This window comes from Bacillus sp. OV166, assembly GCF_900177675.1.
Lineage (GTDB): Bacteria > Bacillota > Bacilli > Bacillales > Cytobacillaceae > Neobacillus.
The window spans coordinates 6,119,565-6,134,709 of record NZ_FXWM01000001.1; the positions used below are offsets into that span (position 1 = coordinate 6,119,565).

At 40.9% G+C, this 15,145-nt stretch carries 11 protein-coding genes and 1 rRNA gene; 6 read left to right on the plus strand and 6 right to left on the minus strand.

The genetic code is table 11. The features are described from left to right. Positions 1-295 precede the first annotated feature (295 nt). Together CCK98_RS29965 and CCK98_RS29970 are read right to left on the minus strand one after the other, a co-directional pair. Positions 296-718 carry an HIT family protein gene (locus CCK98_RS29965; RefSeq protein WP_088089935.1) on the minus strand — a complete coding sequence of 141 codons (423 nt, stop codon included), beginning with the start codon at positions 716-718 and terminating at the stop codon, positions 296-298. Positions 719-921: 203 nt separating this feature from the next. Beyond that, positions 922-2,370 carry a L,D-transpeptidase family protein gene (locus CCK98_RS29970; RefSeq protein WP_088089936.1) on the minus strand — a complete coding sequence of 483 codons (1,449 nt, stop codon included), beginning with the start codon at positions 2,368-2,370 and terminating at the stop codon, positions 922-924. 698 nt (positions 2,371-3,068) lie between these two features. On the opposite strand from CCK98_RS29970, the gene CCK98_RS29975 reads away from it, so the two are divergent. Continuing rightward, on the plus strand, positions 3,069-3,551 hold the full coding sequence (locus CCK98_RS29975) for a sigma-70 family RNA polymerase sigma factor (protein WP_088089937.1): 483 nt from the start codon (positions 3,069-3,071) through the stop codon (positions 3,549-3,551). Between the two features lie 699 nt (positions 3,552-4,250). Continuing rightward, the gene (locus CCK98_RS29980) at positions 4,251-5,360 is read left to right on the plus strand and encodes a cell division protein FtsZ (protein ID WP_088089938.1); all 1,110 of its coding nucleotides are present in this window, start codon (positions 4,251-4,253) and stop codon (positions 5,358-5,360) included. A 172-nt stretch (positions 5,361-5,532) separates the two neighbouring features. On the opposite strand, the gene CCK98_RS29985 is transcribed toward CCK98_RS29980, so the two are convergent. The 3 genes from CCK98_RS29985 to CCK98_RS29995 form a co-directional block, all read right to left on the minus strand. Further along, positions 5,533-6,495, minus strand: a complete 963-nt coding sequence (locus CCK98_RS29985; protein ID WP_088089939.1) for a bile acid:sodium symporter family protein — start codon at positions 6,493-6,495, stop codon at positions 5,533-5,535. A 273-nt stretch (positions 6,496-6,768) separates the two neighbouring features. Next, on the minus strand, positions 6,769-8,709 hold the full coding sequence (locus CCK98_RS29990; protein WP_088089940.1) for a PTS fructose transporter subunit IIABC: 1,941 nt from the start codon (positions 8,707-8,709) through the stop codon (positions 6,769-6,771). A gap of 445 nt (positions 8,710-9,154) precedes the next feature. Next, complete coding sequence (locus CCK98_RS29995) at positions 9,155-11,074, minus strand: BglG family transcription antiterminator (protein ID WP_088089941.1); 1,920 nt, start codon at positions 11,072-11,074, stop codon at positions 9,155-9,157. Positions 11,075-11,508: 434 nt separating this feature from the next. On the opposite strand from CCK98_RS29995, the gene CCK98_RS30000 reads away from it, so the two are divergent. From CCK98_RS30000 to CCK98_RS30025, 4 genes are all read left to right on the plus strand, one after another. Continuing rightward, positions 11,509-12,462: an L-lactate dehydrogenase gene (locus CCK98_RS30000; protein WP_088089942.1), complete on the plus strand. Its 954-nt coding sequence runs from the start codon at positions 11,509-11,511 to the stop codon at positions 12,460-12,462. Between the two features lie 24 nt (positions 12,463-12,486). After that, on the plus strand, positions 12,487-13,527 hold the full coding sequence (locus CCK98_RS30005; RefSeq protein WP_088089943.1) for a sugar MFS transporter: 1,041 nt from the start codon (positions 12,487-12,489) through the stop codon (positions 13,525-13,527). Positions 13,528-14,267: 740 nt separating this feature from the next. Further along, a complete protein-coding gene (locus CCK98_RS30020; RefSeq protein ID WP_088089946.1) occupies positions 14,268-14,486 on the plus strand; it encodes a DUF1659 domain-containing protein in 219 nt (72 codons plus the stop codon). A gap of 39 nt (positions 14,487-14,525) precedes the next feature. After that, positions 14,526-14,744, plus strand: a complete 219-nt coding sequence (locus tag CCK98_RS30025; RefSeq protein WP_088089947.1) for a DUF2922 domain-containing protein — start codon at positions 14,526-14,528, stop codon at positions 14,742-14,744. Positions 14,745-14,974: 230 nt separating this feature from the next. Here CCK98_RS30025 and rrf read toward each other — a convergent pair. Further along, a 5S ribosomal RNA gene (rrf, locus tag CCK98_RS30030) occupies positions 14,975-15,091 on the minus strand. Between the last annotated feature and the right edge of the window lie 54 nt (positions 15,092-15,145).

Consider the following 15,145-nt stretch of genomic DNA (forward strand, 5'->3'; position numbering starts at 1 on the left):
ACTATTATAGGGAGTCAATTAGGACCTCAATCCGACATCCTTGTAAGTCTCAATAATTATGTATAAGTGCCCGTTATTATGTAATAAGCTGATTGGTAACGATAATTTCGTAGTTTCGGATATCTTTCACGTGGGGAATAATATGTTCCCATCTTTTTTTTGTTATACCTTAAGCCATTCTTTTAAGGCAAACAAAAGAGAAGTGTGCTACACTCACACCTCTCCCCTCTTACGGCACGGAAATTTAACTCGGTACCGACCCTGAATCACTTTTACAAATAACTTTCAATAGATGTTACAGAGCTCCTTTTATTGTCTCGATCATGTTATGATATTCTTCTTCTGTTAAGTATGTTTTTCCTGGGTTCATCTCGAAAGTGGACCCCCAATTTTCTCTTCCTTCATACTTAGGCACAATGTGCATATGTAGATGATGTAATGTATCACCATACGCTCCATAATTAATCTTGTTTGGCTGGAAAGCCTGATCGACCGCTGCAGCTACCTTTTTTACATCGTTCATAAAGGCCGCTAATTCATCATGACTGAGCTGAAATAGTTCTTTAACATGATCTTTATAAACTACATTACATCTCCCAGTATACGTCTGTTCTTTAAAAAGAAAGACTGTTGAAACCTCCAACTCACATATTTCAATCATAAGATTGTCTCGTCTTTCATCCTTCATGCAATACATACATTCTCTATTTAACTCCATCTTTTTTCTGCCTCACTTATTTATGAATTTTGAACCTATCCCTATAGTACCTCAGTTTTGAAAAATATATTTGGATTTGGATTTCTTAATAGGCAGTCAGGATGGAAGTTCGCTTTTTGTCTTTTACTTGATGAAGTTCAAAAAAGTAGACTCCAAATAAAAAATCAGGAAATCATTTGCGATATCCTGATTTTATCGATTGTTTAGTATATGACCACTGGCTCGTATGTGCTGAGATTATTATATACGGTTTTCATAACATCTGGCGGTGTGTTGACGCAACCATGCGATCCTGCATTAAGATAGGCTTGGCTTGACCAGTTTGACCGGAAGCCCGCATCGTGAAATCCTTGTCCATCATTCGTAAAAGGAGCCCAGTAATTAACTTTTACGGAATAACCCGGACTTCCTCCGAGTTCTCTGCCCGTTAGTATCGAAGGTGTGCGTTTATAAAGAATATACCACACTCCTTTTGATGTATCATGACCGGTGCTGTGTTTCCCGGTCACAACATTCGATGTGACGACTAATTTACCATTTTTGTAAATCCAAATCCGCTGTTGTGCAATCGAAACTTCAGCATATGTATCACCGATGCCATTGTTTGATGTCGTTTCATAACCATAGCCTTCACCACTCCAGCCATGTCCGATAATATTAGTAGCAGCGATTGATTTCTCGCCTTTTTCAAAAGCTTTCTTAATCTGTGTTGTTTCTTTATCCACATCTAATGCCCAGCCATAGCCTTTTCCTTTTACGGTTTTGACTGCACCTGAATGGGTCTTAAATGTGAAATCTTTATCTAATGTGGATTGAGAACTATTAATTTCAGCAATTTTCTCGTTAATATCGCTTGGGTCAATCGTGACCTTCAAGTCTTTTGTCACAGAGGCATTTTTAATTAATTCGCTGCCTTTTAACGAAAAAACTTTATCCTGTACCTTATAATCAACGGTTTGCAGTAGGAGTTCTTCTAGCCTTTTCTGTTCATTTTTTACAATCGGACTGTCTGTTTTGATTGGCTGGATGTATACAGGGTTCAAACGGATTTCACTCGTATATCCCTGCTTTTCGTAGTCCTTTAATAGACTGGCGAAATCAAGCTGCTGTCCATCATTACTTTTTGAGACGACAACTTTACCTTGTTCCAAACTAGCCTTCGCATCTTTAGGCGCTGTTAAACTCTTATTCATTGATAGTAGCTTTTCTTCGACTTGTTTCTTCATCTCTTGGCTGCGATACTGATCGGGTTGGCTAGGCATTAATGAAAATTCTTTGGCCTTTGAAGAAGGAAAATACGTTCGCTGGCTGCTTAATAATTTTTTAACACCCGCTAGATCCTTATCTGTAAAACCCATCTTCGTATCTTGTCCATCAAAAATTTGTTGTTTCCCGACATAGACGACGTTTTTTAAAACAGATGTATTTAATTTGTTAAGTGCCTCATCAGCAGTCAGTCCATTGACATTTACGCCATTAATCTTGATATTTGCATTAAAGTGGTTTGCCTGATAATAGCTGATTGCCCCAAAAATGAGCGCTATAATAATGATTATACCCGTTGTGATAAACTTCCAGTTCGTATACCATTTAAAAGATTTTGCCCGCCGTTCTCCAATTTCTTCCACTGATTCTTTCACTGCATTTTCCATTAAAATTCCCCCCGCATACCTAACAATCAAGCTATCGACGTCTTTCGACTTGTAGCTTTTGGTTTTGCATCATAAATATAAATTATAGTATCAAATCTTAAATTTTACTACTATTCTACTAGATATAAAGTGTGAACTTTGTCACATTTTGTATCTGCGTGAAATTTTTTTTGTCTTTTTGTAATTTGGTTGCCTGAAGGCAGGGTTCGTTCGGACTGAGCTTTCTTTTTTTAACTAATTTCCAATAATTATCCAGCGAATGTCGTATGTTTCGTACATTATGTAATAATTGTACGGAATTATGTAGTAAATTCCAATAGTTAGGTAGTAAGTGTACGAAATTTTGTAGTAAGTTCCTTTAGTTATGTAGTAAGTGTACGAAATTTTGTAGTAAGTTCCTATAGTTATGTAGTAGGTGTACGCATATACGTAGTAAGTCCCTATAGTTATGTAATAAGTGTAAGAAATTATGTAGTAAGTCCCTTTAGTTAGGTAGTAAGCATCTGCAATTCACCCCAAAATCGACTGAAACTCCAAAAAACGCCTCCAAAAATAAAATTTGCTAGCAAAAATCGCCTCACTTAGCCCAAAATCCCTTCCAAAAGTGAATATTGCCCGTTCGATACAATCGAGCATTGCCGCTATGGTAGAGGTACCCGGGAATACATGAAAAGCGCGCTTTGTGAAAGGACTTTCCCTTGGAAAGCTTTGAACAGTTAGTCGATAAGTACCAGCCCATGCTCCATAAAATCATGCACTCACTCCACCTTTACAAACACCATGAGGAATTCTATCAGCACAGTCTCATCGCCCTTTGGGAAGCCAGCCAACGCTTCGATCCCCAAAAAGGGAGCTTCACCAACTATGCTTACACCTATATCAAAGGCTATCTTCTGATGGAATTGAAAAAATTACACCAAGATCAAGAACGATATGTTCACGCTGATGAGCAATTCTGGTACCTGGCAGCAGATCCCTATTCGGATGACCCATTGCAGGAGGAAATTCTATTATCCTACTGCGAAACGCTGACACCGAATCAAAAGAAATGGCTCCTGTATACCATCCGTGATCGCCTATCGGTCAAGGAAATTGCCGAACTAGAAAAGGTATCCTTATCAGCCGTGAAAGGTTGGCGCAGTGGTGCCAGAGAAAAAGTAAAGAATTTAATACGGGAGTAGAATACGAGAACAAAAAATTCGTGCACCCGGTCGGCAATACCAGACCGTTCTAGAAAATTTGCCATGAGTTGGGGCTTCAATACCGCCTATTAACTACCGGACTAGCGAATTTACCGTTAGTTCGGTCGTCAATAAGGATTATTAACTATCTTTCTCACAAATTCCCTACTACACAAACGTTTGATTAAAATCGCTGCAAGTACTGAAGGGAATGGATTCCCTCTGCTAAACAGGTATGAAGATTGTCGAGATGCGTTTAATCATTTCGCAGGAAATAACCCATCTTTCTACAAAATCAGATGGGTTTCTCTCGAACTTACATTATTCTAATAAAACTCCGCCTTTTCGAGACTACACAAACGTTTGATTAATAGGTGCCTCAACATGCTTCAATACAAGATTTCTCACTCTAAGTACCTGCGAAGAATGTCGAGGGAAATCTTCAAAAATGACTCTTTAGAAAAGGAACCATGTTTAGCTGCTGAACCAGATTTGAATACAAAAAGGGTTCTTGGTGTCAGGCACCACAGATGGACAAATGTCCTTCCATGGTGCCTGACACCATTTTTAATATGTAGCGATTGTTAAGTCCCAGTTGGTTCATTCATTTTTTAACTATTATTTTTAGGCATTTTTTAAATGAAAAAGTCTAATTTCGAAAAACATGAGTATCATTTTAGTAATGAAGGAGGCGATCTGATGGAATCAGTTGGGATTTTAGGAGTCGGGCAAGCAGGCGGTAATTTAGCGGAAATTGCCTCATCGATGGGGTTTCAAACCGCACTTATCAATACGAACAAACGCGATGGCATAGTGAACACAAAAGTGGAAAGGAAGTATTTTGTTCCTGGTTACAATGGTGCTGGGCAGGATCGATCCATCGGTTTAAAAGCGGTTAACGATAACTACCGAGAGATTGTCGACTTTGTAAAGAATTCCTTTAAGAAAATTAAACTTTTATTAGTGGCCTTCTCTACCGATGGTGGTACTGGATCAGGGATGAGCCCGTTATTGATTGATCTGTTATTGGAACATATGTCCGGCGTTAACATAGGTGCCATTCCAATTGTTCCTGATCGAAATGTATTAACAGGTAATCGCATCAATGCTACAGAGTGTATTGAAGAGCTTTCCAAGATAAACTCGCTTTCATCGGTGTTCCTAGTTGATAATGATCAAATGAGAAAGTTAAACCCACAATCCAGTAAACATCAAATCTACCTTTCTTCTAATCAGCAAGTCATGGAAGCCATTAAAAGTGTGTTGCAAGTAACGAAAAAGAGCTCGTTTTACGGAAACTTTGATGAAACTGATCTGATGAATATATTGGGAACCAGAGGAGTAACGATTATATCTTCTGCCGCAATTACCGATGCAAAAACAACCTCAGATGTTACAAGTAAAATACAACAATCTTGGGCTACCTCCGTATTCTGTCCGGTGGAGTCAACCGGTGTAATCCGTGCGGGGTTAATCTACGAAGGCCCGGAAAAAATGGCTAAACTAATTAATGTTCCATCCATTTTTGAACGGATTGGAGAACCAATCGAATTATTCGAAGGGACCTATTTCTCGGAATCAGATCCTACAGTAACGACTATTTTGGCAGGACTCGCTTTTCCTTCACGGCGCCTGCATGCCCTTGAGGAATCGCTAGAAAAAAACAAAGATCGGTTACAGAACCTAGTCAAAAAGGAACATACCCAGAAATATGAATCAAAAATAGCTTGGGCATCAACCCTAAAAGCCAAACCTCAGGAGAGAAAGCCCAGCACCGTAACCTCTAAGTTAGATAAGTACCAAAAATAAGAGGAATAAATAGTTATTGGTGTCAGGCACCACAAATGGACAAATGTCTTTTCGTGGTGCCTGACACCATTTGCACTATTTCCCCCTTTAAACATAGAAAAACCACCTTTTAAAATCTTAAAAGGTGGTTGATCTCTTCTATTTTACTAATTTAGGCGAATGGTCTTCAGGATCAGACTGCTTGTTTGATACTTTGATCATTTTGATCTTTTTCTTTCATACGGCTGAAAATATTAGCGAGAACGGAACCAGATAGATTATGCCAGACGCTGAAAATGGCACTTGGTACTGCCGCTAAAGGCGAGAAATGAGCGGTAGCGATAGCGACTCCCAAGCCCGAATTCTGCATACCAACTTCCATTGCTACAGCCTTTTGTTTTGCAAGGTCCATCCCGCATAAACGGGCAAAGAAAAAGCCCAGGAAGAATCCAAGCAGATTATGAAGGATTACTACACCAAAAATAAGTAGACCCGATTCAGCAATTTTGGTCGCGCTGCCTGCTACGACAGCAGATACAATTAACACAATCGCAATAACGGAAACAAGCGGCAATGCTTTTGCACCGGCTTTTGCCTGTTTGCCAAAGAACTTTTTAATGATAAAGCCAGCTGCTAATGGAACAATGACAACTTGTACAATCGAAAGGAATAAGGAAGCAACACTGACATCAACCCATTTGCTCGCAAACAGAAGAATAAGCAATGGTGTAACAATTGGTGCAAGAATCGTAGAAACTGAGGCAATTGCAACGGCTAGAGCTACATTTCCTCTTGCTAGAAACACCATAACATTGGAAGCAGTTCCGCTTGGACAGCATCCTACTAAAATGACACCTACAGCAACTTCTTCAGGTAAATGGAGTCCGACCGCCAATAAAAAGGCAAGTAACGGCATAATGATAAAGTGACCGATGACCCCAAGCGCCACTTCTTTCGGTCTTCTAAATACTTCTTTAAAATCCGATAGCTCGAGTGTCAGGCCCATTCCAAACATAACAATTCCTAGTAGAGGAACAATATAGCCTCCCAGCCACACAAAGTTACCAGGATTAAGATAAGCAATTACCGCAAAGATCAATACCCATAACGTAAATGTTTTCCCAGCAAAGCTGCTGATTTTCTCGATGACTTCCAAAACAATTCCCCCTATAAATTAATTCCAACTATTTTAATAAAATTAATAAACATTATATTAGAGTAAATATTTATAAAAATCAATATATTCTTACAAAATTCTACAAAGTTTTCTGTCTATTGTTGATGCTTTCTGATCTCATCATCATTGATATCGCAAACTCAAATGCGGCTTGACCAAGAGAACCGTTCCCATGGTCTCAAAGACACAAAAAAAGCAGAGAGACATTGCTCTCTGCTTTACTGTTAGATTCAGTTTACCTCCCACTGACCCCTAAATAGTCTCAAGAAGTTTATAGGCTTCCTCTTTCGACGTAACCTTTAATAGTTGCTCTCTAAACCCATCATCCATTAATTTTCGTGATAGCATTTGTAGAATCTTTAGATGGGCATCTCCTGCTGCTTTTTCCGGTACGGCAATCATGAAGATTAATTTTGCCGGGGCGCCATCTAAACTATTCCAATTTACACCGTCACGTTTGATACCAAAGGCAACAGCTGGGCGTTTAACCGCATTTGATTTACCATGGGGGATGGCGATATTCATGCCAAGCCCAGTCGAACTTTCACTCTCACGATTTAAGATCGCTTGTTTATATTCTTGTTTTGAACGTAAGACACCAGCTGTATCAAACTTTGCAATCAATTCATCGATTACATCATCACGTGTGTTGCCAGCTAAATCGGTATCAATTAACTCTATTGTTGTAATATCTGTTAACTTGCTAATATCGGTTTTAGAAACAGCTTCGACTTTTTCTTCACGTACTGGCGCCGCAGCACTAGTCACAGGACCAACACCCGCTGCAACCGGCACAGCACCATCTACGTTTTTCTTTAATGCCGTAACCATGAGGGCCGTTACAATCACACCAACAATCACAGCGATGAAGAACATAACCACATTGTCAACAGCACCTAATATAGCAACAATCGGACCACCGTGAGCAACTCTGTCTCCCACACTAGAAAGCATAGCGATCACTGCGCCTACCATCGAACCGACAACGATACTTGGAATCACACGAAATGGATCTTGTGCGGCGAACGGAATCGCACCCTCTGTAATACCAAATAACCCCATCGTAAAGGATGCTTTACCGGCATCTCTTTCTGACTGACTAAATTTGCGTTTGTTGATAAAAGTAGCAAGTCCAAGTCCAATTGGCGGGATACAAATCGCTACTGCAATGGGTCCCATAATTTCATAGTTACCTTCTGCAATCATGGCCGAACCGAAAAGAAAAGCAACTTTGTTAAATGGGCCACCCATATCGACCGCAATCATCGCACCGAGAATCATCGCTAAGACAATCGAGCTTCCGCCTTGCATGCTAGCAAGCCAAGTTGTTAATGCTTCGAACACACTTGCAACCGGATGACCAATGACGAAGATAAATAATAGACCGACAATAACACTTGATAGAATTGGGATAAAAATAATCGGCATAACGGGCTGAACCGCTTTTGGCACTTTAATTTTTTTAATAGCAAGGGCAACATAACCCGCTAAGAAACCAGCAATAATCCCGCCGATAAATCCTGCACCCGCTTCACTTCCGTAAAAACTACCATTGGCAGCAATATAACCGCCGATCATACCAGGTACGAGTCCTGGACGGTCAGCAATACTTACCGCAATGAAACCAGACAGGATCGGTACCATGAACATGAAAGCAGTACCGCCAAGACCTTCAATTTGTTTCCAAAAGGAACCATCTGGTATCTTAATTCCACCTGGCGTTTGCTCACCACCTAGAGCTAAGGCAATCGCAATCAATAATCCCCCAACGACAATAAAGGGAATCATGTAGGAAACCCCACTCATTAAGTGCTTATAAAAGCCGTTTTCCTTTTGTTTGCTTTTCTTTTCTTCACCAGCTGGGGCGGATTCAGGTTTATAAACAGGAACGTCACCACTTTGAATTTGTTTAATCAATTCTTCTGGTTTACGAATGCCATCTTGGACACCGGTGACAATTAATTTTTTGCCGGCAAAACGGTCCTTCTTAACCTCTTTATCCGCTGCAATAATAATGCCATCTGCTTCGGCAATATCTTGATCCGTTAACGCATTTTCGACGCCAATCGAACCTTGTGTTTCCACTTTTATATCGATGCCCAACGCTTTGCCCGCTTTTTGTAAGTTTTCAGCAGCCATATATGTATGAGCAATTCCCACTGGACAAGCTGTAACAGCTAATATTTTCCCCATCGTGTTACCTCCTATTGTAAAAATAACTAAGTAATCGCTTTCTTAAACTTATAATATACCAATCTTGTCCTGTTAATTTTTCATCTTTTTACCGGAGACTGCGGTAAAAAAAGTTTAATACGTTCATACGTGACCTTAATGTTAGTTGTAGCTCCATTTCAGGCACATAGAACCCTCCTACGTTACCCTAAACTTAGTTCTATAACCAACTCGGTCACTTAGAACCCTCCTACGTGACCCCAAACTTAGTTCAATTACCACTTCGATCACGTAGAACCCTCCTACGTTACCCCAATCTTAGTTCTATTACCACTTCGGTCACGTAGAACCCTCCTACGTTACCCCAATCTTAGTTCTATTACCACTTCGGTCACGTAGAACCCTCCTCCTACAAAACGGAGCTAACGGTAACAATTAGCGGAGAATTGCAAAAACAACCAACCCGCTAGGCGAATTGGTCGATTACTAGTAAAAATTCTTGATAATCCCGTGCAGCTGTTAGCGCATGTACAACCAAAGGCGCCTCACTCAGGGCAGAAATCTTCCCAATTACCCCGCGAAGCTCTCCTTGATTTTCTTTGGCAATGGCCAGCATGATGACAAGGGACACTCGTTCATTCCCCCACTCCATCCGCTCCTTCATGATCGCCGTGGCTAAAGCAGATTGGTGAATCATCGATGGGTTTCCATGCGGGATGGCAATTCCCCCGCCGATAGCTGTAGCTGATTTCCTCTCTCGATTGACCGCACTATGGATATACTCTTTACTGACATAGCCTTTTTTAAAAAGAGCGTCCGCCAGCATTTCGACGACTTCATAGCGGTGTTCTTTTTCCACGTTAAAAAACACGAGCTCTTCCTTCAAGAATGGAGAAAATACATGGGGGCCATGGTGTTCGGTACTTTTTTGCTTCAACACTTCAACAAACTGATTTAACTTTTTCTTATCCTCTTGTCCAAACAACGGTGAAATCACGATGTGCTCGATGTTTACTTTCTCAAGTGGAACCGTTGAGATAATAAAATCCGCTGGATGCGTACTCAAATAATCCGGCACTTCCGCCTTTCCAATACAGGCGACAATCTCAATGTTCTGGTACTGCTGTTCGATTTTCGCCTCTAACAAATGCGACATGCCAATCCCCATATGGCACACAATCAACGCTTTCTTCTTTATATCTCTCTTTTTTTCCAGTCTTTCAACAGAGGCTTGAAAATGAAGGACAATATAGGCCGCCTCATCCTCAGGGATTTCGATCTGAAAAGTTTGTTTGATTTCTTCAAGCGTTAACATCACCATATTGAACATATAGGGATACATTTTTTTAATATTCGATAGAAGCGGATTGCTAATCGGAAAACCATATTTGATGCGATTGATGACCGAATGCAAATGAACGGCAAGGCCATCGATTAAAATCGGATCCGCTTCATGATGAATGAAAGTCAACTTTTCCATCTTGCGAACGAAAGCAAGAACAAACGCAGTTGCCTCTTCATCCACTGTTAAATCTTGGTGGAATTCCTCTCCGACACGCTTGCTGCTAATCAGGTGCCAAGTGAAATAAACCTGCTCCACGTCCGGAAAGGTTAACCGAAAGGCCGATTCCAATTTATCAAAAAACCAGCTGGCAAATTGATATTCTTTCCGTTCAAACGCCATCACCTTTTCGGACTCTTGGACAAATACAGGAGACCGCTGCCGGGTCCGTTTCACCATAATCAGTGCATGAACGAGCAAGCTCTCTAACGCATCGTCTGAAAAAGCAATTGAAAACCGCCCCTGCATATCCTTAAGGGCATTCCTAACAGTCGAAATCTCATAGGGTAAAAATAAATCCAACACGACATTTTTTTCGTGTAAAAACAGCTCAGACAAGTGCGCCAAAGCATTACGTTTCTTCAATTCTGATCCTTGAATCACATTTCCCACCCGCGGCCTCGAAATGAGTTCCAGCTCAAACCGCTCGAGCCAATTCGTAATCGTCTCGATATCTTTTTTTATCGCCGCTTTAGGAGCATAGTATCGATCGGCAAAATGCTGTAAGGTGATTGCCTTATCACTTGTTAACAGCTGATAGGCCATTTCAAACAGCCGCTCTTCATTACTCTTAGGTTCGCTCGAAAGAAGACTGCGCAAAATTTGCGACCGAGCACTTTCATCACTTTCAATCGCAATCCCAAGGCCCGGCTTCCGGATGAGGCTGGCACTTGGATAATCGAGGAGAAACTCCTCCAATCGATCTAAATCGTTCCGGACCGTTTTTTCCGCACAATCAAGCTCTTCCGACAAATCCTTAATATGCAATACTCCTTCTTCATGAACAAGCAATATTCGTAGCAATTCTTTTTGTCTATTATTCATCCGTGCACCCGCTCTAAAAACAATATAGGTAAGTGTATCTTTATTTTGTCTGCTAATCAATTAAAACAATGCGAATGATGAACCTGGATCCCAAACAAACGTAAATGCCTTCCTATCCTAAGGCACCTTTATGATTTTTGTGAAAAATAACCGTCCTCATACTTAATCACGCTTTTTTCGAAAAATAACCGTCACCATTCTTAATCACGCTTTTTTCGAAAAATAACCGTCACCATACTTAATCACGCTTTTTTTCAAAAAATAACCATCCCCACACTTAATCACGCTTTTTCAAAAATGTAAAGGCTTCCATGAAAAGAGTCATATTTATGTCATAACTCTTGTGAAATTATTCACAAACTAGTGATATACTAACACCGTTAACTTATTAATTACTATCTAATGATGACATTTATATATAGGAGCTGATCATAATGGAGAACAGAAATAAAAAAGTAAATCGAGTGGTCTTAATTGGAACAGGTGCTGTCGGCTGCAGTTATGCATATTCAATGATTAATCAAGGAGTGGCGGAAGAGTTAGTTCTCATTGATGTCAATGAGGCAAAATCAGAAGGGGAAGCGATGGACCTGAATCACGGGATTCCGTTTGCTTCGTCACCTATCAACGTATGGAGCGGGTCTTATCAAGATTGTGAAAGTGCAGACTTAGTGGTCATTACTGCGGGATTGGCTCAAAAGCCTGGTGAAACCCGATTAGAATTAGTGGAAAAGAACACGAAAATATTTAAACAAATCGTAAAAAACATTATGGCCAGTGGATTTGACGGAATCTTCCTAGTTGCAACAAACCCTGTTGATATTCTAACCTATGTGACCTGGAAGGAGTCTGGGCTGCCAAAGGAACGGGTGATTGGTTCCGGTACCGTATTAGATTCAGCGCGTCTCCGCTTTGCGCTTGGTCAGCATTTCAATATGGACACACGAAATGTTCATGCCTATATCATTGGCGAACACGGGGATACAGAACTTCCCGTTTGGAGCCGTGCCTCTGTGGGTGTTGAAAGGCTTGAAGAACTTTCAGCAAGGAAAAACGAACCATACAAAGATTGTTTAGAAGAAATTTTCGTTAATGTCCGTGATGCGGCTTATCAAATCATCAAACGAAAAGGTGCAACGTACTATGGAATCGGCATGTCCCTCGTTCGAATTACGAAGGCAATTTTAAACAATGAAAACTGTATCCTAACGGTCTCCTCCTATCTAGATGGTCAATATGGACAGGAGGATGTGTTTATCGGTGTTCCGGCGGTCATATACCGCGGAGGAATCCGTGAAGTGATTGAAATACAGCTAAATGAAAAGGAAAAGGAACAATTCAGCCACTCGGTTACCGTATTAAAAGAAACAATGAAACCTGTCATCTAGATTTGTTTAGAGTTGAAAACACGAATGAAAGCAGATGAGAGTATGGAAACGATGAATCATACAAAAAAAGGATATTTTATGATGGCAGTATTATGGCTGGCTTATGTAACCTTTGCCATGAATTGGGTGGCGGGCTCTTCCTTGACACCGCAAATAACCGAAACGTTTTTCGGTGGACCCGTGGATCCTATTATTTCTCAATTAGTGAACTATTCGATTACAACCGCGCGTGTCTTTGCCAACATCTTAGCAGCGATGGTGCTCATGAAATTAGGACCTAGAAAAGCGGCAGGTATCGCGATTGGCCTTTTAATGATGGGACTTGTCGCGATTTATCTCCCGAATTATTGGGCCTATACCGTCGCTAGGATGGTCATGGCCGTTGGGGGCTCGATGGTCATTGTCTACATGAACCCCATCGTTGCTCACTATGTTAAAAATTCAAACATAAAGCTGCGCATTAATGCCGCCAATACGGTGGCCTATAATGCAGGTGCCTTTATTGTCGCCGTCCTATTCACAGTTTTTGCCAAGCAAATGGTTTCCAACTGGCGTTTAACATTAACGTTCTTTGCCTCTTTAACGATCTTGTTTTTTATCGCTTGGCTTTGGAAAGCAGAGACCTTTGAAACAAAAGAAATGGGTGGTACCGCTGAAAAGTATGGCTATAAAGAGGCGCTCAAAGATGGATTTCTCTGGCGCTATGGCCTGGCGTTTGCTTCCTTTTTAACCTTGTATGTTTTATCGCTCGTGAGCTTTAAAGCCATTTTTGATCAATATACCTTGTTAAATGGCTCTGTAACAAACCTATTAATCTCAGGTTTTGGCATTCTCGGAACATTTGCAGGGATTCGCATCGGAAATAAGGGCGTGCCACGGAAGCCAATCCTTCTGTTCTCAGGGATTGTCATGGTAGGAACCTTTGCCCTTGCCATTGTGTTTGCTAACAAGATTCCGCTTCTTTCCTACACACTCATTTCGATATCAGGATTTGCGATGTATATTCAGTACCCAATCTTTTTGAATCTCCCTCATGAATTAAAAGGGATGATCCACAAAAATTGACGATTATGTTCGGACTTTTCTGGGCGATCGCGTATGCGGGCCAAACCATCGCGACGATTGTGTGGAGCTTTATATTAGGCTCTTCCGGATACACTGCGGCGATGATTTTCTTTATCGCTGCCTCCAGTGTGTACATCTTCTTGGTGGCGACCTTCCCGGAAACACGACAGAAGGAAGCCATCCTACGGCGAGCAGCATAAGGAGGGACATGGGGAGATTCGGTTCTTATGACTTTTTATGAGATTTGTGCCGATCATAAGAACCGTCTCCATAGTGCCTACAACTTTTTGGTGGTGTCAGGCACTCAAAGTGAAGTACTGCCCACATTTCTCTTCGCAACTTATACTTTTACCGACCTACATCTGAGAAAATTGCCAGTTTTGTATGCGAAAAATAGATTCGCTGATAAAAATAGGTTTATCGCTGATAAAAGTGTATTTACCGCTGATAAAATGGTCCAGTTCGCTGATATCCTTCAACAATTCGCTGGGAAGCTGCTAATTGGAGCTAATTATCCCACTCCATGCTCCCTCATCCGACTAAAAGTTAGCTTTATTTGCGCAAATTCGGCTTTTTTTGTGGATTGACGGCTTTTATTTGCACGTCCATAGAAATTGAAATATGTTCGGCCTCTTCAACCATTCGTTACACGTCTTACATTCAATTAAAACTTTCCTCTCCCTACCCTGTCCTTTTTGCCGACTTTTCTATATATAGAAGGTGAAAGGTGGTGAGAGACAATGGCACAAGCATTATTAGAGGTTACGAAGCTTCGCATCGTGTTTGAAGCGGGCATGGATGACGAAGGAAATCCCATCCTCAAAGCAAAAACGTTTAGCAATGTCACCAAGGCTGCTACCGCAGATCAACTATCGCAAGCGGCACTAGCAGTAGCTGCTCTATGCAATGACCCGCTAAACAAAGTGGAGAGAAATGACAGCTCCACGATTCTAGGTTAATAGTCTAACAAAATAATAAAGGGTGTGGAGGTGAAAGAAATGGCAAAAACATTGGAATTGCAATTTACCACGGAGTTTGGAAAGACTGCAAGTCTTTCCGTCGATAACCCTAAAGAGCCGATTGATGAAGAAGTTGTAAAATTATCGATGGCGCAGATTATTGCATCTGAAGTTTTCACAACGGCCAGTGGCAAGTTTGTAGCTGCAAAAGGAGCAAGAGTGATTGATCGCAATGTGACGGATTACGTGATTGTTTAATAAGGAAAAGAGGCTGGATTCATGATGGACATGAACCCAGCCTCTTTTTATAAATAATGGAAATTGTATTTTATCGAAAACAAAGAGCGGCCTTTATAATATCAAAAAAGTAGGATCTACATAGAACAATGGAGTAGACTAATGCTCAGTTATATTTATAACTACAGTGAACACCATACATATACGTTGAAAAACAAAAAAAGACAACCTTTTCAGGTTGTCTTTAATATGCCTGGCAACGTCCTACTCTCACAGGGACGCGTGTCCCAACTACCATCGGCGCTGAGAAGCTTAACTTCCGTGTTCGGTATGGGAACGGGTGTGACCTTCTCGCCATTGCTGCCAGACTATTTAATTGAGGAATCATTCCCTCAAAACTAGATAATACAGAAGAAGTTGTA

Excerpts from the sequence above, each read along its gene's own strand:
- CCK98_RS29965 (WP_088089935.1), bottom strand. The coding sequence starts at position 718 with ATGGAGTTAAATAGAGAATGTATGTATTGCATGAAGGATGAAAGACGA.
- CCK98_RS29970 (WP_088089936.1), bottom strand. The coding sequence starts at position 2,370 with ATGGAAAATGCAGTGAAAGAATCAGTGGAAGAAATTGGAGAACGGCGG.
- CCK98_RS29980 (WP_088089938.1), top strand. The coding sequence starts at position 4,251 with ATGGAATCAGTTGGGATTTTAGGAGTCGGGCAAGCAGGCGGTAATTTA.
- CCK98_RS29990 (WP_088089940.1), bottom strand. The coding sequence starts at position 8,709 with ATGGGGAAAATATTAGCTGTTACAGCTTGTCCAGTGGGAATTGCTCAT.
- CCK98_RS29995 (WP_088089941.1), bottom strand. The coding sequence starts at position 11,074 with ATGAATAATAGACAAAAAGAATTGCTACGAATATTGCTTGTTCATGAA.
- CCK98_RS30000 (WP_088089942.1), top strand. The coding sequence starts at position 11,509 with ATGGAGAACAGAAATAAAAAAGTAAATCGAGTGGTCTTAATTGGAACA.
- CCK98_RS30005 (WP_088089943.1), top strand. The coding sequence starts at position 12,487 with ATGAAAGCAGATGAGAGTATGGAAACGATGAATCATACAAAAAAAGGA.
- CCK98_RS30020 (WP_088089946.1), top strand. The coding sequence starts at position 14,268 with ATGGCACAAGCATTATTAGAGGTTACGAAGCTTCGCATCGTGTTTGAA.
- CCK98_RS30025 (WP_088089947.1), top strand. The coding sequence starts at position 14,526 with ATGGCAAAAACATTGGAATTGCAATTTACCACGGAGTTTGGAAAGACT.